At 56.7% G+C, this 23,777-nt stretch carries 21 protein-coding genes; 6 read left to right on the top strand and 15 right to left on the bottom strand.

Translation table 11 applies throughout. The features are described from left to right. The first annotated feature begins 2 nt into the window (after positions 1-2). Positions 3-815, top strand: coding sequence for a posphoenolpyruvate synthetase regulatory kinase/phosphorylase PpsR (ppsR, locus tag ACKF11_RS12165; protein ID WP_407997257.1), 813 nt, complete (start codon positions 3-5; stop codon positions 813-815). Between the two features lie 258 nt (positions 816-1,073). After that, positions 1,074-1,448 carry a DoxX family protein gene (locus ACKF11_RS12160; protein WP_407997256.1) on the top strand — a complete coding sequence of 125 codons (375 nt, stop codon included), beginning with the start codon at positions 1,074-1,076 and terminating at the stop codon, positions 1,446-1,448. A 111-nt stretch (positions 1,449-1,559) separates the two neighbouring features. On the opposite strand, the gene ACKF11_RS12155 is transcribed toward ACKF11_RS12160, so the two are convergent. Continuing rightward, positions 1,560-3,815 carry a TonB-dependent receptor gene (locus ACKF11_RS12155; RefSeq protein ID WP_407997255.1) on the bottom strand — a complete coding sequence of 752 codons (2,256 nt, stop codon included), beginning with the start codon at positions 3,813-3,815 and terminating at the stop codon, positions 1,560-1,562. Between the two features lie 349 nt (positions 3,816-4,164). On the opposite strand from ACKF11_RS12155, the gene ACKF11_RS12150 reads away from it, so the two are divergent. After that, complete coding sequence (locus ACKF11_RS12150; RefSeq protein ID WP_407997254.1) at positions 4,165-5,223, top strand: NAD(P)-dependent alcohol dehydrogenase; 1,059 nt, start codon at positions 4,165-4,167, stop codon at positions 5,221-5,223. A gap of 153 nt (positions 5,224-5,376) precedes the next feature. On the opposite strand, the gene lspA is transcribed toward ACKF11_RS12150, so the two are convergent. Genes lspA through murJ form a run of 4 tightly spaced genes read right to left on the bottom strand, consistent with a single transcriptional unit; the run spans position 5,377 to position 11,168 of the window. Then, positions 5,377-5,853, bottom strand: a complete 477-nt coding sequence (lspA, locus tag ACKF11_RS12145) for a signal peptidase II (protein ID WP_407997253.1) — start codon at positions 5,851-5,853, stop codon at positions 5,377-5,379. Further along, positions 5,846-8,650, bottom strand: a complete 2,805-nt coding sequence (gene ileS / locus ACKF11_RS12140) for an isoleucine--tRNA ligase (protein ID WP_407997252.1) — start codon at positions 8,648-8,650, stop codon at positions 5,846-5,848. The genes lspA and ileS overlap by 8 nt, the downstream gene beginning before the upstream one ends. A 42-nt stretch (positions 8,651-8,692) precedes the next feature. After that, on the bottom strand, positions 8,693-9,613 hold the full coding sequence (locus tag ACKF11_RS12135; protein ID WP_407997251.1) for a bifunctional riboflavin kinase/FAD synthetase: 921 nt from the start codon (positions 9,611-9,613) through the stop codon (positions 8,693-8,695). A gap of 13 nt (positions 9,614-9,626) precedes the next feature. Next, a complete protein-coding gene (murJ, locus tag ACKF11_RS12130; RefSeq protein WP_309566293.1) occupies positions 9,627-11,168 on the bottom strand; it encodes a murein biosynthesis integral membrane protein MurJ in 1,542 nt (513 codons plus the stop codon). Between the two features lie 163 nt (positions 11,169-11,331). On the opposite strand from murJ, the gene rpsT reads away from it, so the two are divergent. After that, a complete protein-coding gene (gene rpsT, locus ACKF11_RS12125) occupies positions 11,332-11,595 on the top strand; it encodes a 30S ribosomal protein S20 (RefSeq protein WP_230348911.1) in 264 nt (87 codons plus the stop codon). Positions 11,596-11,823: 228 nt separating this feature from the next. On the opposite strand, the gene ACKF11_RS12120 is transcribed toward rpsT, so the two are convergent. From ACKF11_RS12120 to rplU, 6 genes are all read right to left on the bottom strand, one after another. Further along, positions 11,824-12,966, bottom strand: a complete 1,143-nt coding sequence (locus tag ACKF11_RS12120) for a 5-(carboxyamino)imidazole ribonucleotide synthase (protein ID WP_407997250.1) — start codon at positions 12,964-12,966, stop codon at positions 11,824-11,826. Positions 12,967-13,011: 45 nt separating this feature from the next. After that, positions 13,012-13,506: a 5-(carboxyamino)imidazole ribonucleotide mutase gene (gene purE / locus ACKF11_RS12115; protein WP_407997249.1), complete on the bottom strand. Its 495-nt coding sequence runs from the start codon at positions 13,504-13,506 to the stop codon at positions 13,012-13,014. A 9-nt stretch (positions 13,507-13,515) separates the two neighbouring features. Then, the gene (proB, locus tag ACKF11_RS12110) at positions 13,516-14,634 is read right to left on the bottom strand and encodes a glutamate 5-kinase (RefSeq protein WP_407997248.1); all 1,119 of its coding nucleotides are present in this window, start codon (positions 14,632-14,634) and stop codon (positions 13,516-13,518) included. A 15-nt stretch (positions 14,635-14,649) separates the two neighbouring features. After that, on the bottom strand, positions 14,650-15,711 hold the full coding sequence (gene cgtA, locus ACKF11_RS12105) for an Obg family GTPase CgtA (RefSeq protein ID WP_407993049.1): 1,062 nt from the start codon (positions 15,709-15,711) through the stop codon (positions 14,650-14,652). Positions 15,712-15,824: 113 nt separating this feature from the next. Next, positions 15,825-16,082: a 50S ribosomal protein L27 gene (gene rpmA, locus ACKF11_RS12100; RefSeq protein WP_011480439.1), complete on the bottom strand. Its 258-nt coding sequence runs from the start codon at positions 16,080-16,082 to the stop codon at positions 15,825-15,827. Between the two features lie 13 nt (positions 16,083-16,095). After that, positions 16,096-16,410 carry a 50S ribosomal protein L21 gene (gene rplU / locus ACKF11_RS12095; RefSeq protein ID WP_011480440.1) on the bottom strand — a complete coding sequence of 105 codons (315 nt, stop codon included), beginning with the start codon at positions 16,408-16,410 and terminating at the stop codon, positions 16,096-16,098. Between the two features lie 193 nt (positions 16,411-16,603). Here rplU and ispB point away from each other — a divergent pair, with 193 nt between their 5' ends. Continuing rightward, positions 16,604-17,572, top strand: coding sequence for an octaprenyl diphosphate synthase (ispB, locus tag ACKF11_RS12090; RefSeq protein ID WP_309566286.1), 969 nt, complete (start codon positions 16,604-16,606; stop codon positions 17,570-17,572). Between the two features lie 9 nt (positions 17,573-17,581). Here ispB and ACKF11_RS12085 read toward each other — a convergent pair whose 3' ends face one another. The 4 genes from ACKF11_RS12085 to ACKF11_RS12070 form a co-directional block, all read right to left on the bottom strand. Then, complete coding sequence (locus tag ACKF11_RS12085) at positions 17,582-19,357, bottom strand: TolC family protein (protein WP_407993051.1); 1,776 nt, start codon at positions 19,355-19,357, stop codon at positions 17,582-17,584. After that, complete coding sequence (locus ACKF11_RS12080; protein ID WP_407997247.1) at positions 19,357-20,658, bottom strand: HlyD family secretion protein; 1,302 nt, start codon at positions 20,656-20,658, stop codon at positions 19,357-19,359. Before ACKF11_RS12080 ends, ACKF11_RS12085 begins: the two co-directional genes overlap by 1 nt. Next, positions 20,648-22,306: an ATP-binding cassette domain-containing protein gene (locus tag ACKF11_RS12075; protein WP_407997246.1), complete on the bottom strand. Its 1,659-nt coding sequence runs from the start codon at positions 22,304-22,306 to the stop codon at positions 20,648-20,650. Before ACKF11_RS12075 ends, ACKF11_RS12080 begins: the two co-directional genes overlap by 11 nt. Positions 22,307-22,434: 128 nt before the next feature. Then, on the bottom strand, positions 22,435-22,755 hold the full coding sequence (locus ACKF11_RS12070; protein WP_407993053.1) for a hypothetical protein: 321 nt from the start codon (positions 22,753-22,755) through the stop codon (positions 22,435-22,437). A 153-nt stretch (positions 22,756-22,908) separates the two neighbouring features. Here ACKF11_RS12070 and ACKF11_RS12065 point away from each other — a divergent pair, with 153 nt between their 5' ends. Continuing rightward, a complete protein-coding gene (locus ACKF11_RS12065) occupies positions 22,909-23,775 on the top strand; it encodes a prepilin peptidase (RefSeq protein WP_407997245.1) in 867 nt (288 codons plus the stop codon). Positions 23,776-23,777: the final 2 nt, after the last annotated feature.

The raw sequence follows: 23,777 nt of genomic DNA, 5'->3' as shown, positions 1-23,777 counted from the left end.
CCATGCAGAAACGCAGTGTATTTTTCATTTCCGACGGTACCGGGATTACCGCCGAGTCCGTCGGGCACCTGCTGGCGCACTTTCCCACAGTGAGCTTCAAGCATATCCGGCTGCCTTTCACCAATTCGGAGCAGAAGGTGGAAGAAGCGCTGGTCAAGATCGCCGACACGGAGAAAGCTGACGGGGCACGGCCTATCGTCGTCATGACCCTGGTCAACACCGACCTGCGCGACATGCTCAAGCAAAGCAACGCCGTGCATCTGGATGTATTCGGCTCGTTTGTCGACCCGCTGGCCGAGGAGTTGCAGGAACAGCCCTCGCGCACCTCGGGCATCGCCCATAGCGTGCTGGGCAACAGCTACTATGAGCGCATCGATGCGATCAATTTCACACTCAACCACGACGACGGCATGACCGACTTCGGCCTCAGCGAAGCGCAAGTAATCTTGGTCGGGGTATCCCGTTGCGGCAAGACGCCGACCAGCCTGTACTTAGCAATGCAGTTCGGCATCAAGGCCGCGAACTATCCGCTGATTCCTGAAGACCTCGAGCGCGGCACCTTGCCTGAGGCATTGAAGAAGCACCCCGAAAAGCTCTACGGCCTGTCGATCAATCCCGAACGCCTGCATAGCGTGCGCAGCGAACGCCGCCCCGACAGCCACTATGCGTCCTTGGACAATTGCCGCCATGAAATCCGCCTGGCGGAAGACCTAATGCAGCGTGAAGGCATCAGTTGGATTGACTCCACAAGCCGTTCGATTGAAGAATTGTCCACTATCATCTTGCAGAAAATCCGCTTGAACTCGAATCACTGAATATCCACGCTATCGCACAAGGGGCTTTCAAGCCCCTTTTTTATTGCCGCCTGCTCCAGCAACTTGTCAAGCACGCATCCCAGGCATGACTTGCCTGATATTGACCATGAGGAGATAAGATACGAGGCCGTGCCCGGACTGGATCAATATGCCGGCATGGCATCCTCATCCATTTTGCTTTATGGTGGAGCTTGGCAGCGAATGAGTTTTAATCGCTGCCTGCCAATTATTCCAATACTAAACGCAGAGGAGATATGAATGAATCAATATGCACACCTAGTTGGTCGTATCCTGATCGCCATCATTTTCATCGTTGCGGGCGCAGGAAAGATTGCGGACCAGACCGGCACGGTAGCCTACATGGAGTCTGCCAGGGTGCCAGGCATACTACTATGGCCCACGATAGCGCTTGAGCTCCTGGGTGGGATCGCGATTGTAGTCGGTTTCCAGACACGCCTGGTTTCCTGGCTACTCGCCATTTTCTGCATTGCGGCTGCCTTCCTCTTCCATTTCGACCTGAAGGACTCGCTGCAATCCATCCTGTTCCTCAAGGATCTGGCCATTGCGGGCGGCTTCCTGTTGCTGGCCAGTACCGGCACCTTGGGGCTATCCGTGGACAAGCCCGGCCGCTAAACAGTCATGAAAAACAAAGCCCCGCAAATCCAGGATTTGCGGGGCTTTTTGTTACTCCATCGCTTTCATCCTTGGTTAGTTCGAGGATGAAAGCCGATTCGGATAATACAATCAATAATTGAATATCAGAGACAACATTGCAGACCTGCCAGCAGCCACATTGGCGAAGTGCGTGGTGAATGTCTTGTCAAAGTATCTCTTGTCGGTCAGGTTCAATACATTGAGCTGCAAGGTCAGGTTCTTGTCGATCTTGTAGCTGGTCATGGCATCGAATCTGGTCCATGAAGGAATAATGATATTGTTGGCGGTATCGGCATAGACACGATCCATGTAGTTTGCACCACCACCTATCGTCCATTTCTCCGTCACATTGTAAGTAGTCCAAATATTAGCGCTGTTCTTGGCAATACCAGGAAACTCATTGCCGTTGTTAGCGATATCGGTTGCGCGCGGACCATTGTCGACCAACTCACTGTCAAGGTAGGTATAACCGCCAAAGACCTGCCAAGAGGGAGTAATAGCCCCCGCAACGCCAAATTCAAAGCCCTTGACCTTTTGCTCGCCATCCAAAGCCATGTTAGTACCATCAGCCAAGGTCACGCGTGCATTGTTCTTCTTTGTATAGAAAATCGCGGATGTCAAAGAAAGATTAGTCAAAACATCCCACTTGGCGCCGATTTCATAACTCTTGGTACGCTCCGGTGCCAAGTTCATATTGCCTGCAGCAAGATTTTCAGTACCGTCACCATTGGAAGTACCACTCGGCGTCGAAGAGGTACCATGAGAAATATAGATATTGGCATTGGGCTGAATTTTATACACCAGACCGGCTTGGTAATTCCAGAATGCAGAATCATTATCACGTTTGAAAGGTACTGGCGTAGTCGAACCTCTAGGAGTTTCCATGCCTTGAGAGTCTGTAGAGTAAATATCCCTACGAATACCTAAATTCAATATCCAGTCATTGGCAATCTCAGCACTATCAAAAACATAGAGTGATTTGGTCTGACTTCTAGTATCTGAGTGATTAGCACTCTTGGTCACAGTACCCAACCATGGGTCGGATGGATTCGGATCGTAGAGGCTGGTACAGGTATACGAACTCAGCATGCCTGCGTTAGTACAGTTATTACCAGAAACAGCATTACTCACCGCATAGGGCCGATTGGTAGTATCTTCATAGCTATATTCAAAACCAGCGCTGAGGTTATGCTTAATCTCAGCAGTATTGAACTTGAAGTTGAATTCACTCAAGTTACCAAAAGACTCTGTCTTGGAGTTGCGGTTCTTGGATGAGCGATAGACATAGCCTCTTGGAATGTTGCCAGCGGAGTCATCCGGATTGGTCACGATGTAGTCATTCCTGGAAACCGCATAGCGGGTCACGTTGCGGAAGCTGACATCGTCATTGAAGGCATGCTTGATGGTCGCCGTACCGGCATCGATTTCCGTCTTGCGGAAATCACGGTCTTTCAAGCCATAGAAGTTATCTTTGCTGATGCCACTGACAGGTTTACGAATTGTTCCTTGGCTGGCCGATGTCAACGGCAGGCCGTAATCCGGCATATCGTCCGTCTTCAGCTTGTAGTAGCTCAAGGTCATGGATGTAGGCGAGTTCAAGCCGAAGGTGATAGAAGGCGCAAAGCCCCAGCGCTTCATATCCACGTCGTCACGGCCTGGAACATCGGCATCATGCGCCATGGCATTGACGCGGACTGCGATATCCTCGCTCAACAGGTAATTGACATCCAGAGTGCCGCGCTTGTACTGGTCAGTACCCAGACCGACGCTGCCGCGGACGAAATTCTCGGCCTTGGGGGTCTTGCTCACGATGTTGATGCTGCCGCCGCCGGAACCGCGGCCATCGAATGCACCGCTTGGCCCTTTGAGCACTTCAATGGTTTCGATATTGAAGATTTCGCGGGATTGCGAACCCAGGTCACGCAGGCCATCGACAAACGTGGAAGAACTGGAGTCGTAACCACGGATGAATGGCCGGTCGTTCATCGGCGTGCCGCCTTCACCGGCGCCGAATGTGATGCCAGGTACGGTGCGCAGTGCCTGTTCGAAAGTGGTGGCACCCTGGTCTCGGATCAGCGCCTCGGTCAAGACCGTGACTGATTTTGGCGTATCCAGCAATGGTGCGGTAAATTTGGTCGAAGATGCACGGTCAACCTTGTAACCGTCATTATTGTTCCCATCCTTGGCAGTAGTGACTTTGACTTCCGGCAAGGTATTGGATTCCTGCGCTTGTGCGCCTGTTATCTGATCTGCAGCATGGACGCTCCCAGTCGCAGAAAATGCAATCGCAAGGACTGAGACTGTAGGCTTAATAAGAAACGATGAAGGTTGAATGGCTGTTGCCATAAGTGAATGCCCCTTTAAAGTGAATGCCAACTTAACCAATTAAGGTGTTAAGTAATGTAAAGAACGGGGCGAATTATAATAGGAATGATTCATGTTACAAGTTTATTTCACTCCCCTCGAAATTGTTAAGAAATGATAAGAAATTAATTGTTTAGCTCTTTCTCAGATAAAAAAACAGACTATTCCCAAGTGCTGTCTTGGATGTTAGTTTCTATCCAAGCAACTGAATAATTCCTGAATATGGAATTGTGAAGTTTCTATATCTTCATTCCTTGACCTTATTTGACACGGCATAATATCTGCACCACTTCTCAAGCTAGAATCAACAATTCCCAATCAGGAGCTTTCCATGACTAAAGCCATCAGTTATGCCGCGCATGATCCCAAACAGCCTTTATCGCCCTTCTCTTTCGAGCGACGCAATGTAGGCACAAATGATGTGGAAATCGAAATCCTATACTGTGGCGTTTGCCACTCGGACCTGCACCAGGCACGTGATGAATGGGGCAACTCCACATTTCCGCTGGTGCCCGGCCATGAAATAGTGGGACGCGTGACCCAGGTCGGTAACAATGTCAAAAAGTTCAAGATCGGCGATTTGGCAGGCGTAGGCTGCATGGTGGATTCGTGCGGCACCTGCCCCGATTGCGCGGAAGGCCTGGAACAATACTGCAACCATTCGGTATTCACCTATAACAGCCCGGACAAGAACATGCCCGGCCAGGCAACCTATGGCGGCTATTCCAACCTGATCGTGGTGGATGAGCGCTTCACGCTCAAGATTTCCGACAAGCTCGACCTGGCAGCGACAGCGCCGTTGCTCTGCGCCGGCATCACGACCTACTCCCCGCTGCGCCACTGGAATGTCGGCCCCGGCCAGAAAGTCGGCATCGTAGGCCTGGGCGGCCTGGGCCATATGGGCGTCAAGTTCGCCAAGGCTTTCGGCGCGCATACGGTGTTGTTCACCACCTCCCCCAGCAAAGTGGAGGACGCAAAACGCCTGGGCGCCGATGAAGTCATCATATCCAAGGACCCCGAGCAAATGCAGCAGCACCTGCAAAGCTTCGACTTCATCCTCAACACCGTCGCCGCGCCGCACGACCTTGACCAGTTCATGGCCTTGCTCAAGCGCGACGGCTCGATGTGCCTGGTGGGCGTGCCCGACAGCCCGCATCCCTCGCCCAGCGTCGCCAACCTGATCTTCAAGCGCCGCAAGCTGGCCGGCTCCTTGATCGGCGGCATCAAGGAAACCCAGGAGATGCTGGATTTCTGCGCCGAGCACAACATCATCTCCGACATCGAGCTGATCCCGATCCAGGAGATCAACAATGCGTTCGAGCGCATGCTGAAGAGCGACGTGAAATACCGCTTCGTGATCGATATCGCCAGCCTCAAGCAAGCTGCTTAAAAAAATTCTTCTGGCCTGCCTTGCCGTACTAGTTGTACTGTCTACGGCAGGGCGCCTGGCCAGAATCGTTTCGCTGGATTGTTGTTAACGCTTCCACAAGCCGACCATGACATGAAATAAAAAAGCACACCAAGGTGTGCTTTTTTTGTTTATTCACGTCTCCGTGTCCAGCGACTCGGCTTTCTTCCTGAAGCTGTCCAGTATCAGCAACACAACACCGACGCAAATCGCCGAATCCGCCACGTTGAACGCCGGCCAGTAGTATTCCTTGTAATGGAAAAACAGAAAGTCCACTACATAGCCCAAGGTCACGCGGTCATAGAGGTTGCCTAGCGCGCCGCCCAGCACCAGGGCCAACCCAAGGCAGAACAGGCGCTGCTGCGGATGTTTGCGCAACAGGCGGATGATGATGACGGAAGCCACCACGGCAATCGCGCTGAAAAAGATGCGCTGCCAGCCGCCCGCGCCCGCGAGAAAGCTGAATGCCGCGCCCTCGTTATGGTAGCGCACCAGGTCAAAAAAGGAAGTCAGCTGCACATGCTCGCCATATTCGAACGCCTTGAGCACCAGGTGCTTGGTGTAAAGGTCCAGCGCAATGACGATGCCGCTAAGGCCCAGCCATTTAAGCATAATGGCGCGACTCGCCCTGGCCGAACAGGTTGCTGACGCAACGCCCGCAGATAGTGGGATGCGCGGCATCGCTGCCGACATCGGCGCGGTAGTGCCAGCAGCGCTCGCACTTGGCATGCGCGCTGGCGCTTACCTTCACCTCCAGCTCGCCTTCGCGCGCATGCAGGGTGGCGCGCGACGCCATGAGCACGAAGCGCAGGTCGTCTTGCAGACGCGCCAATGCGGCATGAATATCGCCGCTGGCATAGATATCCAGCTCGGCTTGCAGAGAGGCGCCGATCTTGCCTTGCGCACGCTCGTTCTCGATCGCCTTGTTGGAGACGTTGCGCACTTCCAGCACCGTACCCCATGCCTGCAATGCGGCCTGATCCAGGCCGTGCTCGGGCAAGGCATACCAGGTTTCCTCGAACACGGTAGCCTGGGCATCCAGGCCCAGGGTGTTCCAGATTTCATCCGCAGTGAAGCTGAGGATAGGCGCCATCAGGCGCATCAGGGCATGGGTGATGTGGTGCAGCGCGCTCTGCGCGGAACGGCGCGCGTGCGACTTGTCGCCAGAAGTGTAGAGCCTGTCCTTGAGGATATCCAGATAGAAGCCGCCCAACTCCTCGGAGCAGAAACCCACCAGTTTTTGCACCGCAAGGTGAAACTCATAGCGGTCGAAATCGGCAATCACCTGCTCCTGCAATTTCTGCGTCAGGGCAAGACCGAAGCGGTCCAGCTCCAGCCACTGCCCGACCGGCAGCGAATCCTGCCGCGTATCGAAATCGGCCAGGTTGGCGAGCAGGAAGCGCAGGGTGTTGCGGATGCGGCGGTAGCTGTCGGTCACGCGCTTGAGGATTTCCTCGGACAGCGACATTTCGCCGGAATAGTCTGTGGACGCAATCCACAGGCGCAGCATGTCCGCGCCGAGGCGGTTGCAGATATCCTGCGGCTCGATGCCGTTGCCGCGCGATTTCGACATCTTGTAGCCCTTCTCGTCCACGGTGAAGCCGTGGGTGAGCAAGGCGTCGTAAGGCGCGCGGCCGTTGATGGCGCAGCCGGTGAGCAAGGAGGACTGGAACCAGCCGCGGTGCTGGTCCGAACCTTCCAGGTACAAGTCGGCTGGGCTTTGCAGTTCAGGACGGCGCTTCAATACTGCCGCATGCGTGGCGCCGGAATCGAACCAGACATCAAGAGTGTCCGTCACTTTTGTATACTGATCTGCGTTATCCGGCGCATGCTGGGCCAGGAACGCCGCGCCGTCGAGCGAGAACCAGGCTTCGATGCCTTGCTGTTCCACCTGCAAGGCGACGGTCTCGAGCAGCTTCGCAGTTTGCGGATGTGGTTCGCCGGTCTCCTTGTGCACGAAGAACGGCATCGGCACGCCCCAGTTGCGCTGGCGCGAGACGCACCAGTCGGGACGGTTCTTGATCATCGCCTCAAGGCGCGCGCGGCCCCAGGCAGGATAGAACGCCGTATCGTCCACCGCCTTGTTCGCCAGTTCGCGCAACGATTTGCCATTGCTGCCGACCTGGTTCATGCCGATGAACCATTGGTGAGTCGCCAGCTGCATCAATGGCGTCTTGTGGCGCCAGCAATGCGGAAAACTATGGTTCAGACGCGCGCTGGCGAACAATGCGCCTTTCTCCTGCAACACGGTGAGGATCACCTTGTTGGCCTCTTGCCGGTTCAAGCCGCGGATTGCCGCCAGCTCGACCAGCTCGCTGTTGAAGAACTTGCCGTCGCCGCCAATCAGCACGCGCGGCTTTTCCTCGGGATAATGGGCGCGCATCACCAGCCAGTCGTCGTTGCCGTGGGCAGCGGCGGTATGCACCAGGCCGGTACCGGCATCGGTCGTGACATGATCGCCAGTGATCACGGGAACGGTGCGTTGGTCGAAAGGATGCTGCAACAGCAATCCCTTGAGCGCCGCGCCCTTGGCAGAGCCGAGCACTTGCGCCTCTTCCTCGCCATAGCGCTTGAGCGTCGCTTCGGCCAGGTCGCGCGCCAGCACTAGCAAGCCGCGCGAGGTCTGCAGCAGGTCGTAATCGAGTTCGGGATGCACGCTTACCGCCTGGTTGGCAGGCAAGGTCCAGGGCGTAGTGGTCCAGATCACCGCGTAGGCATCGCCATTGACGGCGGTATTGAACGCCGCGCCGAGCGCAGCGTTATCGACGAACTTGAAGCCGACGTCGATCGCGGGCGAGTTGACGTCCTCGTACTCGACTTCGGCTTCGGCCAGTGCCGAACCGCAGTCCACGCACCAGTGCACGGGCTTGGAGCCTTGGTAGAGGTAGCCGTTCTCGTAGATGTCGCCGAGCGCGCGGATGATGTCGGCCTCGGTCTGGAAATCCATGGTGAGGTAGGGATGGTCCCAGTCGCCCAGCACGCCCAGGCGGATGAAGTCCTGCTTCTGCCTCGCCACCTGTTCGGCGGCATAGGCACGGCACAGCTCGCGGAACTTGGCCGGCGGGATATCCTTGCCGTGCTGCTTCTCGACCGCCAGCTCGATCGGCAGGCCGTGGCAATCCCAGCCCGGCACGTAAGGCGCATCGAAACCGGACAGGGTTTTGGACTTGACGATGATGTCCTTCAATATCTTGTTGACCGCATGCCCGAGATGGATCGCGCCGTTGGCATACGGCGGGCCGTCGTGCAAGATGAATTTCTTCGCGCCCTTGCGCGCATTGCGTATGCGCTGGTACACCTGTTTTTCCTGCCAGCTTTTCAGCCATGCGGGTTCACGCTTCGCCAGGTCTCCGCGCATGGGGAAACTGGTTTCGGGCAGGTTCAACTTGTATTTGGTGTTTTCGCTCATCAGTCTAGTTTCAATCAATCTTCAAAAATCAGGCTTCGTCGCTCACGGGTTGGCGCGAAAATACTCGCGCGCCATCTCGGCATCCTTGGCAATCCAGTATTTCAAGGTATCCAGGCTGTCGAATTTCATTTCATCGCGTATCTTGTGCATGAATTTCACGCGCACATGCCGGCCATAGATATCGTCGTTGAAATTGAACAGGTGCGCCTCCAGCGTCGGCTTGCCATCCTGCTTCACCGTGGGGCGCACGCCGAGGCTGGCTACGCCGGGCCAATCGCCGCCCTCGGCCAAACCCTCTAATTTTACCGCATAGATGCCGAAAAGCGGCGGCCTATCGTGCAGCATGTGAATATTCGCCGTGGGATAGCCAAGCTCGCGCGCGAGCTTGTCGCCATGCACCACCTTGCCGCTGATGCTGTAAGGCCGCCCCAGCAGGCGCGCAGCTTCAACCAGCAGGCCTTGCGCCAGCGCCTCGCGGATTGCAGTGCTGGAAACGCGCTTGCCGTCCAGGTTGATCTGCGGCTGGCTTTGCAGGTTAAAGCCGCCGAGGGCAAAGTCTTGCATGCTGCCCTGCCGCCCGGCGCCAAAACGGAAATCCTCGCCGACCAGAATGGCCCGCGCATCCAAGGCGTTGCGCAGGATATCCTGCATGAAGGCTTCGACGGTAATGACGGCGAAACGGCGGTTGAAATGGCAGACATAGACGTAATCCACGCCGGCCTCGGCGAACAGCTCCAGCTTCTCGCGCAACGAAGTCAGCCGCGTCGGCGCCTTGTCAGGGGCAAAAAACTCCCTGGGATGCGGCTCGAATGTCATCACTGCCGACTTCAGGCCCTGTGCGGCAGCCACCTCGATCAAGCGCCGCAGCAAGGCCTGGTGGCCCAGGTGCACGCCGTCGAAATTACCGATCGCAACCGCAAGCGGATGGTGAGCTGCCTGGTGGAAATGACGAAATATCTGCATGGCGCTCCGTTCCTCAGCTCACACTACGCTTGATGAAGTCGCGGATACGCAAGCCCATCAGCCACAAGGCGGCAAAATAGACCGCCACACCGAGGCCCACGAGCCCCAGCAAATACATCAGCTTGTTCCACAAACTGGCATGCAGCCAGTATCCGCTATCGCCCGCCCCCAGCCAGAGCGCAACCCCCATCGCCAGCAAGGCCACGACGACGCGCGCAATAAAACCCAGCCAGCCAGGCTGCGGCCGGTAAATACCGCTCTTGCGCAAGTTATAATAGAGTAGGCCGGCGTTGATGCAGGCGCCCAGTCCAATCGCCAATGCCAGGCCTGCATGCCGGAAAATGCCGACAAAAGCCAGGTTCATCAATTGCGTGGCAAACAAGGTCACCACCGCGATCTTGACCGGCGTCTTGACGTTCTGGCGCGCATAAAAGCCGGGCGCGAGCACCTTGACCAGGATCAAGCCCAGCAATCCCAAGCTATAGGCAATCAGCGCCTGGCGCGTCATCCAGACGTCGTGCTCGGTGAAGGCCCCGTAGTGGAACAAGGACGTCACCAGCGGCACCGACAGCACGGCCAGCGCCACCGCCGCCGGCAAGGCCAGGATCAATGTCAGGCGCAATCCCCAGTCCAGCAACGCCGAATACTCGTGTTCCGCCTTGTCCGCGACGCTTTTCGACAAGCTGGGCAGCAGGATGGTCCCCAGCGCGACGCCCAGCAAGCCGGTAGGAAACTCCATAAGGCGGTCGGCATAATAAAGCCAGGACACGCTGCCGCTTTCGAGGAAAGAGGCAAAAATCGTGTTGATGAGCAATGACAGCTGGGCAATCGAGACGCCGAACACTGCCGGCCCCATCAAGCGCAAGATGCGCCAGACGCCCTCATCCCTGAAATCGAACCGCAATCTCGGCAGCATGCCGATCTTGCGCAGGAAGGGCAATTGGAAGGCCAGTTGCAGCACGCCGCCTGCGAACACTGCCCAGGCCAGCACCATGATAGGCGGGTCGAAATAAGGGGCAAAGAACAATGCGGCGATGATAAATGCGATATTGAGCCAGACCGGCGTAAACGCCGGCACGGAAAACCTGCCATAGGTATTGAGCACGCCGCCAGCCAGGGAAACCAGGGAGATCAGCAGGATATAGGGGAAAATGATGCGCAGCATGTCGATGGTCAGCGCGAAGGTCTCAGGTTCGCTATGCGCCCAGCCCGGCGCGCTGACGTAGGCGACTACCGGAGCCGCCAGCATGCCTACCAGGGTCACTCCCATCAGCACCAGGCCGAGCAGGGTCGCCACCTTGCTGATCAGGTCATAGGTTTCGTCGTGGCCTCGGCGGTTCTTGTATTCGGCCAGGACCGGCACAAAAGCCTGGGAAAAAGCGCCCTCGGCAAACAGGCGGCGCAACAGGTTGGGAATCTTGAAGGCTACAAAGAAGGCGTCCGTGTAGATCCCTGCACCGAACACCCGTGCAATTAACGTATCCCTGACGAACCCTAATACCCGGGAAACAAAGGTCATGCTCCCGACAGCAGCTAACGCTTTTAACAGATTCATTGCACACGCATCACGAGTAATCGAGCCCAAGGGATAGACCAAAGCGGGGATTTTATCACGGCTAGTCCGGCAACTCACTGAAAGGTCAACATAGGGATTGCATTCAGGAGGAAAATTGGTTAATATGCCGGGCTTCGAATTCAATTAACAGGAATTATCATCCATGGCTAATAGCGCACAGGCGAGAAAGCGTGCACGTCAGGCAATCAAGCAACGCGCCCACAATGCAAGTTTGCGCTCGGCTCTGCGTACCGCGGTCAAAAAGATCATCAAAGCGGTTGAAGCCGGCGACAAGACTGCAGCTCAAAGCGTGTTCAACGAAAATGTCAGCGTGATCGACCGCATTGCAGACAAGAAAATCATCCACAAGAACAAGGCCGCTCGCCACAAGAGCCGCCTGAGCGCAGCGATCAAGGCACTTGCCTAATCCAGCTTGCATGCTTGTGTAAAAAGCCGGGACATCCCGGCTTTTTTATTGCATTTTTATTGTCCTACGTTTACAAAACCCTGCTTATTGCCCGACTCGGATTGTAGGCATTACTCATAATTCCTACCCAAGAGTTGGCTAACGCTTTAACGGTGAGCAGCAAAAGCAAAAAATAAAAAAGCCAGGCAGACCGCCTGGCTTTTTTATTTCAATCCGGCTTCGTCTTCGTCAGTCCTCAATTCCCAAGGCATGGCGCACTTTCAATGCGCCCTGCAGGGTTTGGTCCAGCCTGTCCCCGATCACGGTAAAGTGCCCCATCTTGCGGCCAGGCCTGGCCTCATGCTTGCCGTAAAGGTGCATTTTCAATCCAGGCTCGGCATAGGCATCGCCCCATGCCGGTTCGCCATCGCCCCAGATGTCGCCCAGCAAATTCACCATCACTGCCGGGCTGTGCTGACGCGCATCGCCCAGCGGCAGGCCTGCCAGTACGCGCACCTGCTGTTCGAACTGGTTGGTCACGCATGCATCTATGGTGTAGTGCCCGGAATTATGCGGGCGCGGTGCCATTTCGTTGACCAGCAAACGGCCTTCGCTAACGAAGAACTCGACGCCTAGCACGCCGGTGTAATTGAGCTTTTGCGCCACATCCACCGCCAGCTGGCGGGCTTGCTCACGAATCGCAGCATCGCCTCGAGCCGGGGCAATGCTGACGTCGAGGATGCCGTTCAGGTGGCTGTTTTCCGCCACGGGAAAGGTCTCTACATTGCCTTCCGCGTCGCGCGCCAATACCACGGACACTTCATAATCCAGCTTCAGCATGCGCTCGAGCACGCAGACCTCCGTGCCGAATTTCTCGAAAGCGGCGCCGGCTTCCTCAGGCGTCGCCACCCGGGCCTGGCCTTTGCCGTCATAGCCGAAGCGCGCCACCTTGAGGATGGCGGGATAAAGCCCGCTATCGGCGCCGGGAATGTCAGCCGCCTGCCGGATCACGGCATAAGGCGCCACCGGAAAGCCGGAATCGCGGAAAAAGTTCTTTTCAGCGACGCGGTTCTGTGCAATCGCTACCGAAGCTGCCGCAGGACGTACGGTGCGATGCTGCGCGAGGTATTCCAGCGTGGATGCCGGCACATTCTCGAACTCGGTGGTAACGGCTTCACATTGCTCAGCCAGCGACCGCAGGGCAGCCTCATCGTCGTAGGCCGCGCAGAGGTGCACATCGGCAATCTTGCCCGCAGGGCTGTTGCGGTCCGGATCCAGCACCGCCACCTTGTAGCCCATCTCATGAGCCGCAATCACGAAGAAGCGGCCCAACTGGCCGCCGCCCAGCATTCCCAGCATCGCCGGGGGCAATATGGTTTTTGCACTACTCACGAAAACTCCTCAAAACTCGATATTCAGCATTATCATCAAGACGCATCAAGGCTGGTCCTGCAATGTCATATCCAGCACCCGCGAGGACTGTGCGGCACGGAAATCCGCCAGCTTCTGCGCAAGCCCGGCATCCGTCGTCGCCAGAATGGCTACGGCAAACAGACCGGCATTGGCAGCACCTGCCTCACCGATCGCAAATGTCGCGACCGGGATGCCCTTGGGCATCTGCACGATGGACAGCAGAGAATCCTGCCCTTGCAAGTGACGGGATGGCACCGGCACGCCAAGCACCGGCAACGTAGTCTTGGCGGCCACCATGCCCGGCAGGTGCGCCGCACCGCCAGCACCGGCAATAATGACGCGCAAGCCGCGTTCGGCAGCCTGTTCGGCAAACTCGAACATCAGGTCCGGCGTGCGATGCGCAGACACCACGCGCGCCTCATAGGCGATGCCGAAGTCAGCCAGCATCTGGGCCGCTGCGCGCATGACGGGCCAGTCGCTATCTGAGCCCATGATGATACCAACCAATGGTTTGGACATGATTTCCCCTTACACCAGAATCAGGTTATCGCGATGAATCAATTCAGGCTCATCGACATAACCCAGGATATGTTCAATTTCGTGGCTCGGCTTGCGCAGGATGCGTGCGGTTTCCAGCGCGCTGTAATTCACCAAGCCGCGTGCGATTTCCTGCCCCGCGGCATTCGCGCACGACACCACCTCGCCGCGCTCGAAACTGCCCTCCACCGCAATCACGCCGATCGGCAGCAGACTGCGCCCGCCTTCAAGCAAGGCCCTGGCGGCACCGTCGTCCAATATGACCTTGCCCGCCAGACGCAAATGGTCGGCCAGCCATTGCTTGCGCGCCAGGGTCTTGACCTGGCCTGCCTTGAGATGGGTGCCCACCACTTCCCCCTGCGCCAGCCTCACCAGCACATCGGGCTCGCGGCCAGAGGCAATCACGGTATGCGCCCCGCTGCGCGCAGCACGCTTGGCCGCAAGTATCTTGGTGAGCATGCCGCCGCTGCCGATCAAGGTGCCAGCGCCGCCGGCCATTTTCTCCAAGGCCGGGTTACCGGCAGTTTCATGCTGGATGAATTCCGCGTCGGGATGCTTGCGCGGGTCGGCGGAATACAAGCCGGGCTGGTCGGTAAGGATCACCAGCGCATCAGCCTCGATCAGGTTGGCGACCAGCGACCCCAGGGTGTCGTTGTCGCCGAAGCGGATCTCATCGGTCACCACGGTGTCGTTTTCGTTGATCACGGGGATCACGCCCAAATCCAGCAAGGTACGCAAGGTAGTGCGTGCGTTCAGGTAGCGTTTCCTGTCCGCCAAGTCGGCATGCGTCAACAAGATCTGGGCAGTATGCAGGCCGTGCGAGGCAAAACAGGTTTCGTACATCTGCACCAGGCCCATCTGCCCGACGGCAGCCGCCGCCTGCAACTCATTGATCGCGACCGGCCGCTTCTTCCAGCCCAGGCGCTGCATACCCTCGGCCACAGCGCCGCTCGACACCAGCACCACCTGCTTGCCGGACTTGACCAGCCTGGCGATCTGGTCGGCCCAGGCCGCAATGGCATCCCTGTCCAGGCCTGCCCCATTGTTGGTCACCAGGCTGGAGCCGACCTTGACGACCAGGCACTTCGCATTCAATAGCAATGACGTCATTTCTGCCGGTCCTGCCTAGTCTCCAGCTACCGGGGCCGTGCCGACGCTCTCAGCCGCCTCATGGTCAGCCCGGCTGGTTTCTTCCACATGCTCCATGATGGCATAGGTCAATTCGCGGCAGCCTATGCCGGCCAATGCGGAAATGGCGAAATAACGGCCCTTCCAGCCCAGCCTCTGGACAAATTCGGCTACTTTTTCCTCGCTGTCTTGCAGCATGTCCACCTTGTTGAGCACCAGCCAGCGCGGCTTGTTGTAGAGCTCTTCGTCGTACTTGCGCAACTCTTCCGTGATGGCCAGGGCTTCGCGTACCGGATCGACGGCTTCATCGAACGGCGCCAGGTCGACCAGATGCAGCAGCAGGCGGGTACGGGACAGGTGGCGCAGGAACTGGTGGCCCAAACCTGCGCCCTCGGCTGCGCCCTCGATCAGCCCGGGAACATCCGCAATCACGAAGCTGCGGTTGGCATCGACGCGCACCACGCCCAGGTTGGGATGCAAGGTGGTAAACGGATAGTCGGCCACCTTGGGCTTGGCGGCGGATACCGAACGGATGAAAGTGGATTTGCCTGCGTTGGGCATCCCCAGCAAGCCGACGTCGGCCAATACCTTTAGTTCAAGGTAAAGCTCGAACTCCTCGCCGGTATCGCCCTTGGTGCATTGGCGCGGCGCACGGTTAGTACTGGACTTGAAGTGGATGTTGCCAAGGCCGCCATTGCCGCCCTTGGCCACCATCACCTTCTGGCCATGCTCGGCAAGGTCCGTCAGCACCTGGCCGGTCGCCTTGTCGCTGATCACGGTTCCCACCGGCACCCGCAGCACCATGTCTTCGCCGCCCGCACCGTACTGGTCCGAGCCGCGGCCGTTTTCCCCGCGCTGCGCGCGGAAGACGCGCGTATAGCGGTAATCGACCAAGGTATTGATATTGCGGTCGGCGATCATGTAGATCGAGCCGCCACGACCGCCGTCCCCGCCATTGGGACCGCCCATGGCTTCGTATTTCTCGCGGCGGAATGTGGCGACGCCGTTGCCGCCGTCGCCGGCGTAGACCTTGATCGTGGCTTCGTCTATAAACTTCATGGTCGCTGTTTCACAGGTTCAATTCGTTAAGGCAGTCATCATACCGCCTAAAATACTGCTTAAAATAAAAAAGCCCTATCAGTGGATAGGGCTTTTTCCGAATCATGCCAGTATTAAGCTGGGATGATGCTGACCAACTTGCGGCCCAGCGCGCCTTTCACGGAGAAAGCCACCTTGCCGTCAACCTTGGCAAACAAGGTGTGATCCTTGCCGATACCAACATTCTCGCCCGGGTGCATCTTGGTGCCGCGCTGGCGGACGATGATGCTGCCAGCGGAAACAAACTGGTCGCCAAAAGCCTTTACGCCCAGTCGCTGCGCGTTCGAGTCGCGACCGTTACGGGAACTACCGCCTGCTTTTTTGTGTGCCATTTCTAACTACTCCTTACTTAGCAGCAATCTTTTCGATCTGGATTTCGGTGAAACTCTGGCGGTGGCCTTGAGTCTTGCGATAGTGCTTGCGGCGACGCATTTTGAAGATCAACACCTTGTCGCCACGACCGTGAGCCACAACCTTGGCTTGTACGCTCGCACCTTGAACCAGAGGGGAACCAATGGTGGTATTGTCACCATCGGAAACCAACAATACCTTGTCGAGGGTGATTTCGCTGCCGACTTCGCCCGCCAACTTTTCTACCTTAAGCTTGTCACCAGCGGCTACGCGATATTGTTTGCCACCAGTTTTGATAACTGCATACATGGTTATGCCTCGTTTGCTACGCATTCAAATGAATCGGGCATTATACGGAAAATCGCATGGAAAGCAAATGCTATTATCGCCAATGCTTCCCTTGCGGCAAAATTGCAATTTCCAGGCTGGACCCCTGTCATGCAGACACTGCATCCGGCCTGGCATATGCTAGAATCCCGAGACTTATTTTTGGCAGCCAGACGTGTCCCTAGCTTTTATTCAATCGTGCATCGCAGATGACATGCAACAGGTCGATGCGGTGATTCGCAAATCCCTGCATTCCGATGTCGTCCTGATCAACCAGGTCGCCGATTATATCGTCAACAGCGGCGGCAAGCGCCTGCGGCCCGCCTTGGTGTTGCTCTCTGCAGGCGCATTCGGCCATATTGAAGCAAAGCATCATGAACTCGCAGCCATCATCGAACTGATCCATACCTCGACCCTGCTCCATGACGACGTGGTCGACGAATCCTCGCTGCGCCGCGGCAAGGCGACCGCCAACACCTTGTTCGGCAATGCAGCCAGCGTGCTGGTCGGCGATTTCATTTACTCCCGCACTTTCCAGATGATGGTCAGCATCCAGAGCATGCGGGTGATGGAGGTCCTGTCAGAGGCCACCAACACGATTGCCGAGGGCGAGGTGCTGCAACTGCTCAACGTGCACGACGCCGACATCACCGACGAAGCCTACTTGAAGGTCATCCATTACAAGACGGCAAAGCTGTTCGAGGCGGCGACGCGGCTTGGCGCCATCATCTGCGGCGCCAATGCGCACGATGAAGCCGCCATGGCGGAATACGGCATGCGCCTGGGCACGGCGTTCCAGTTGGTGGACGATGTGCTCGACCTGAGCGGCGACAGCACCGAGATCGGCAAGAATCTGGGGGACGATCTTGCCGAAGGCAAACCCACGCTGCCGTTGCTATATGCCATGCGCCACGGCACGGAAACCCAGCGTGCCATCATCCGCAATTCAATCGAGCAAGGCGGCCTGGATGAATTGCCGGCAGTAATCGAGGCGGTGAAAGCGACAGGCGCCCTGGAACACGTGCTTGAAGTCGCCAAGGCCGAAGCCGCCGCCGGCTGCAAGGCCATTACCCGCTTGCCCGACTCCGCATACAAGCAGGCCTTGCTGCAGCTTGCCGACTTTGCCGTCTCGCGAAGCTATTAAATCAGCAAATCAGGAACCCAGTTCCACTTGGCCGTACCCCAATAGGGTGCCCGTGGTATAGGCGATATCGATCAACGCGGCCTGGTAATCCACCATGGCCCGTATTTCCTTGATCTGCGACTCTCCCAGCCGGCTCAGCATTTCCAGCACCTCGGTCATATTCCGCAGCCCTTCATTGAACTGCTTGAGCTCGCCATCGTAATTAACGCCTGCCAGCATTACCTGCTGCCGCGCGGCAATGATACGCTGCCAATGCTGCTCAGCCCGATCCACCGCATCGTGGATTTCTCTTTTGACCGTCAATATCTGCAACTCTTTGGTCGCCAAGCGCTGCATACGCTGCTGTACTGCTTGCTGCAGTTGATTACGCCGTGCCTCGTTCGTCATAGGCAGCTCAAAACGCAAGCCTACGGACCAATCACTGAAGCGGTTGTCGAATGGACTGTCGTACGCCCTCGACAGACTGCTCTCGCCAGACGACAAGGCACCATAACTGTAATCTAGGGTAAACAACGGCAAAGTCTGGTTTTGCAGGTACTCCACCTTGTCGAGGTCTGCGGCGAGCCTCAACTCCAGTTCCAACAATTCGAGCCGGCCCTGCATGGCAGATGAGATCAGCCGATTCTTGTCGAATTCGTAATGCATGAGAACAGGTTCGGACTGGGGACGGATTAATGCATTGCTGTCTATGGCATATTGGGGATCATTGAGCAGGAATAGCAATTGTCGCTGGGTTAGCTGCAATCGGGTTTTGGCAAGGATCAGCGCCTCAATTCGGTCCGAAACGCCAATTTCGGCGCGACTGGCCTCAATGCCCGCGACCAGCCCCTCCTCCACCTTGCGGCGCACCATATCGAGATTACGCGCCGCCAGCTCATATTGCTGGCGCCGGACATCTAACTCAGCCCAGGCCGCATAGAGCTCCCAGTACGCCTTGTCGATCAACGATAGCACGCGGATGGACTGCAGCCGCGTCTTGGCATCCACCGCCTGCCGGTCCAGATCGGCAATGCGGATGCTAGCTTCATTGACCTTGACCCCAGCGTTGCGCAACAAAGGCTGGCTGATCGAAAAACGTGTTGCGCGACGGTACTGGTCTGAGCCTAGTACGCCTTCCGTCAGTTTACGCTCGAAGGGAGTGCTCACCCTCACCACTCCCCCTGTCCTGAGCGGAATGGCAACCCCAGCCTCGCCGTCCAGATAGTCAATCTGCTGCTCTGCCTTGTCCAACTTGGCCAGCTGCCCATCCAAGAGGGGGTCCTCGGATTTGATCTGCACTATGTCGCCACTGGTCAACGGTCGATTCTCGCGCCTGCGTTGCAAGCTGGCATAGATAATATTGTCAAACTTTGCGCGCTCTGCGCCCAATACGCTTTGCGCGATTTGCTGATCGAATTGCACTACCTTCAACGAAAGATTGTTCTGCAAGGCCCGAGCCCTGACATCTGCAATCGTCAATCCATGTTCAACCCCTTTCGGCAAGAACATTTCCTGTTCGCGGCCTTGCGCCAATGCCTCATCCAGGTTCAGACGGAACCGCTCGGGAACAGACAATCCATACTGCCGCCGCGCATTTGCGAAGTCCTCTTCCAGAGTCGTTGCCTTATTCCGGCTCATGGCATTCAAATCAACGCCATTTGGCAGGTGATCGGGCATGGAATGCTCCAGTGCTGCATCCGTGCCGGACGCTGCCCAGCCCAAGCCTGGAGACAGGCCTGACAGGCTTAACCAGGCCAGTGCCTGACAACAAAGCATGACCAAGCTTGGCGGCCTATGTTGCATCATCAAGCCCCCTGGAAAGCATTGGCGGCAGGCTGCGGCACACGTGGAGGGAAACCATTCAGCACGCGCCAGACTTCATAACCAATTGAAACTTCTTCTAGCAGTATCCAGCCCCGAGCGGAACTTCCTTGCCTCAGAAAGCGTTCGGAAGGCCATTTCTGCACACTCTCATCGGGCACCACCATGACCCGGAAACGCCCAGTGCCGTCATCGCTAGCATCGACAAAGGCTACTTTACCGCCAAATGTGCCGATCGCGACATTGGGCCACCCGGATATCTGCAACGCCGGCCAGCCGTCGAATTCCAATCTGACGCGGCTGCCTGGAAGTATCAGCGCAGCATCCAGGCCCTTCACCATCAACTCCACCGCCCGCTGCTCCGTGTCGGGAATAATCACCAGCAATGGCTGCCCTTGATTGATCACCTGTGACTGGGAATTCACCGGCAACCTGAACACGGTGCCTGCGCGGGGCGCCCGCACCAATTGCGACTCCTGGCGAGCAAGGCTAATCTCGAGACTGGTCAATTCATTCTGGGTATCGGCCACCTCCGAACTGATCTTGCTGATCAGGGCGCGACTGGTATCAATATTGGCCTGAGTCTCGGCTCTGACCTGCGCTTGGCTAGCCACTGCGGATTTTTCTTCGGCTCGCGCCGAGTCCAGCGCGGCCTTGGCGCTATTCACGTTTCGAAGCGCCACCGCCCTGTCCCGCTCGGCCAATTCTACATCGCGCCTGGAAACCAACCCTTCCTGTACTAGGCGCTGCATTCTGCCAACCTGGAAATCGGCCGCATCCAGCATAGCCTGGGCGGATGCAACGCTTTCAGCCGCAGCTACGACTTTCTGCTGAGCAACATTCAGGCCATAATCCACGGCCGCTATCCTGGCTTGACGCACAGCCAGCAAGTTTTGCAACTGCACTTCATAAGCCTGCAATTCATCCTGCTTGGCCTTGAGCTTGGCAGCGACGGTCTGGCGTTGTGCCGCCAGCCTTTCCTTGAATCTCGGATCGACATCGCTGATTTCAAGCAAGGGATCCCCTGCATTGACACGCGACCCCTCCCGCACGAACCATTGCCTGATTACGCCGCCCACCGGGGCATCCACGCTTTGACGCCTTTCCAGTGGAGCAAATGCGGTCACGGCGCCCATGGCCTGCACATTCTGTTGCCAGGGGAGGAACAATATCAAGGCCGGTACGATAAAACACGACACCACGACCCAGAACAGGATGCGCTTTACCAGCCTAGGCGTGACCGTATATTGCGAGAACTGCTGGTTGTCAATAATGTCAGGCATCATGATCGGGCAACTCCAGCACAAGGGTTTCGTCGCAATGCTGTGCGATCGATGCACGACGCGTCATGATGACAAGGCTGCACGCTGGCAAATCAAGCATCAAGGGCAGGGCGCGCTGCAGGTCAGCCTCATCCAGGTAGTCGAGCAAGCCATCCACAATCAGCAATCCTGCCTGGCCAATAATCGCCCTGGCCAGCATCAAGAGATTGATCTGTGTAGTGGAGAGCGGCGCACCATTGACTGAAAGCTGAGTATTAAAGCCATCCTGCAACTGGTTGATGCTGGACATCAGCCCCAGCCTGCCCAGCAGCTCAGTCACCTCTCCGATCGGAATATCATTCCGTCCGATCAGGATATTCTCAATAATACTGCCTTCAATGATCTCTAGCTTTCCGACACAACCAATATGTTGGCGCAGCTCGTTCAGATTGAATTGATCAATAGCGATATCATTGAACTCCACACGCCCACTTTCTGGCTGCTTCAAGCCAGTGAGCAATGCCGCCAATGAGGATTTTCCGCTGCCAGCAGCCCCCAGCACAGCAAGGCTGCGACCAGGCTGTACGGTAAAACTGATGCCAGATTGCAAGGCAGTATGCCGCAGGTAGTGATAGCTAAGATTTACGGCGCTCAACTTGATCGGTCGCTTTACCTCTACTTGGCGTAAAGGCGCCTTTTCTTGGGGCAAGTCCTGGATATAGCCAATTTTGTCCAGGCTGGCGAGCAGGTCGTAATAATATTCAAGCTGGCCGATAAACCGCAGGAAAGAAGCCAGCACTGCGAAAATGATCAATTCCGCCGCGACGAATTGTCCCAGGTTGATCTGCCCCTTGATCACCAGCGTGCCCCCCAGGGCCAGCATGGCAGTGCCGCCCAAGGCATAGATGAGGACGCCCCCCAGATATTGCTTGATGAGGATGCGGAAATGCGCGCTCCGCTTTTCCAGGTATTCGGACGCCAACTGGCTGGTGCGCTCCTGCGCCAGGCTCACGCCCGAGGAGAATTTGAAGGTATTGAGGTTGCGGGCAATCGTTTCGAGCCAGGCGGCCAATTCGAACTTGGCATGGGACTCCGCAATCGCCGTCAATGGGGCCTTGCGGCCGATGACGTAGACAATCACCAGGATGATGAGCACGACCAACGCCACCACCACGGCGAAATACATGCTATAGAAAACCAGGATGATGCTGCCCACCACCCCTTGCAATATGGTCGCCACGCCTATCGTCAGCAATGTCGCGACTGACTTCTGCACCGACGTCACCTCGAAGAAGCGGTTGACCAGCTCCTGCAAATCTTCCGCATCCGCCGCATCATATTTCGCGCCTTGCGTCTTGTTGGCGGCGTCAGTGGCAATCCGGCAGAAAATACGGCGCTGGATGAGCTCGACGATAAAAATCTCCAGCACGTAGAACAAACCTGCAAGCAGCAGGAAGATGAACAGCATGAAGGAAATGATGAGCAACGGCTTCATCAGGCTGCCCATGGTGACCGTATTGATGAGAGCCTGTACCGAAATCGGAATCGCCAGGTTGATGAAGCCCACCCCGCCCATCAGGATGATGATCAGCAGGATGTCTTTGCGTTCCAGGCTCAGCAGGTCGATCAATCTTTGCCGGGGCGGTATTTTATGTAAGGTATCGTTGTTCATTCTTCATTGTTCACTCTAACCCAGCAAAACGACATTGCCATCTAGACTTAGTTCCGGAAAAACGCTCCTCGTAATATCAAAAGAGCCCTGCGAACAGGGCTCTGTATCATACCACTTAACTCCAACGATCAATTCAACGTTATAAGTTCTCCATTCTCAGCATGATAGTAGCTGAGGTGGGCGCAATGGCTGGTCCTGGTGGTCAGCGAACCGTCAAACAGGGACTCGCCATCCACGTCGACCGTGGCGTAGCCATTGTGGTAGAGGGTAACTTCCGCCTGTTGCCGTCCGTGACGCATGGCAAAGCTCATGTAGTTTTCATCCTCGGACTCGTCATAGACTTCCCAGTCGCCGTTACCTGTCAACTGTTCCAACCAACCCGATAAATCCACTTCGACGCGGCAAACGACAGGGGTCTCCCATGCGGTTTGAGCTGCAGTATTCATCATGTGCATTCCTTTCAGGTTAGTGATGAGAAATATTGACAACTATTACGTGGCGATAATTTTCCTGATTTCAAGTCCATCCAGAACGCCACGACTGCGGTTGCCATACTGATATAACGGTGCGATGATGCGGAAAGTTTACCGACAACCCAATTTATGCCTGATTTTGTTTTGCTGGATGTCTTGAGGGACAGCCCCGCGCTCTTCATCACCAGCTCCGTCCTGCTGGGACTCATGGTAGGCAGCTTCATCAATGTCGTGATCCACCGCCTGCCGCGCATGATGGAACTGGCCTGGCAGGCCGAGCGCCTGGAAGCGGAAGGCAAGCCGCAGCCGGAACAAATCCGGTACAACCTTGTCACTCCCCGCTCCCGCTGCCCGCATTGCCAGCATGCCATTACGGCTATCGAGAACATCCCGGTCGTCAGCTACTTGTTCCTGGGCGGCAAATGCAGGCAATGCAAGGCGCCCATCAGCCCGCGCTACCCATTGGTGGAAATCCTTGCGGCAACGCTGTCCGGCCTCGCGAGCTGGCATTTCGGCTATTCGAGCCTGGCCGTGGCAAGCTGGCTCATTATCTTCGCCCTGATCGCCTTGACCTTTATCGACCTCGACACGCACCTGCTGCCGGACGACATCACACTGCCGCTACTTTGGGCAGGCTTGCTGTTCAACCTCAGCCACGGCTTTACTGATATCACGTCTGCTGTGACCGGCGCCGCTGCGGGCTATCTCGTCCTCTGGTCTGTATACTGGCTGTTCAAGCTGGCCACGGGCAAGGAGGGAATGGGCTATGGCGACTTCAAGCTGCTCGCGGCGCTGGGAGCCTGGTTTGGCTGGCAGCTACTCCCTGCTGTCATTTTATTATCATCAGTCGCTGGTTCCATCATCGGGATCGGCTTGATCGTGTTGACCAAGCATGGGCGGGAAACCCCGATTCCATTCGGCCCATACCTGGCCCTGGGCGGGATTGCAGCCCTGTTTTTCGGCAAACAACTCTCTCAACTATACCTAGGAGGCTGATA

Source organism: Methylobacillus draconifructus, from assembly GCF_045984385.1.
Classification (GTDB): domain Bacteria; phylum Pseudomonadota; class Gammaproteobacteria; order Burkholderiales; family Methylophilaceae; genus Methylobacillus; species Methylobacillus flagellatus_A.
The sequence above is the reverse complement of the archived record's forward strand: the minus strand, read 5'-3'. Positions and strand labels throughout refer to the sequence as shown.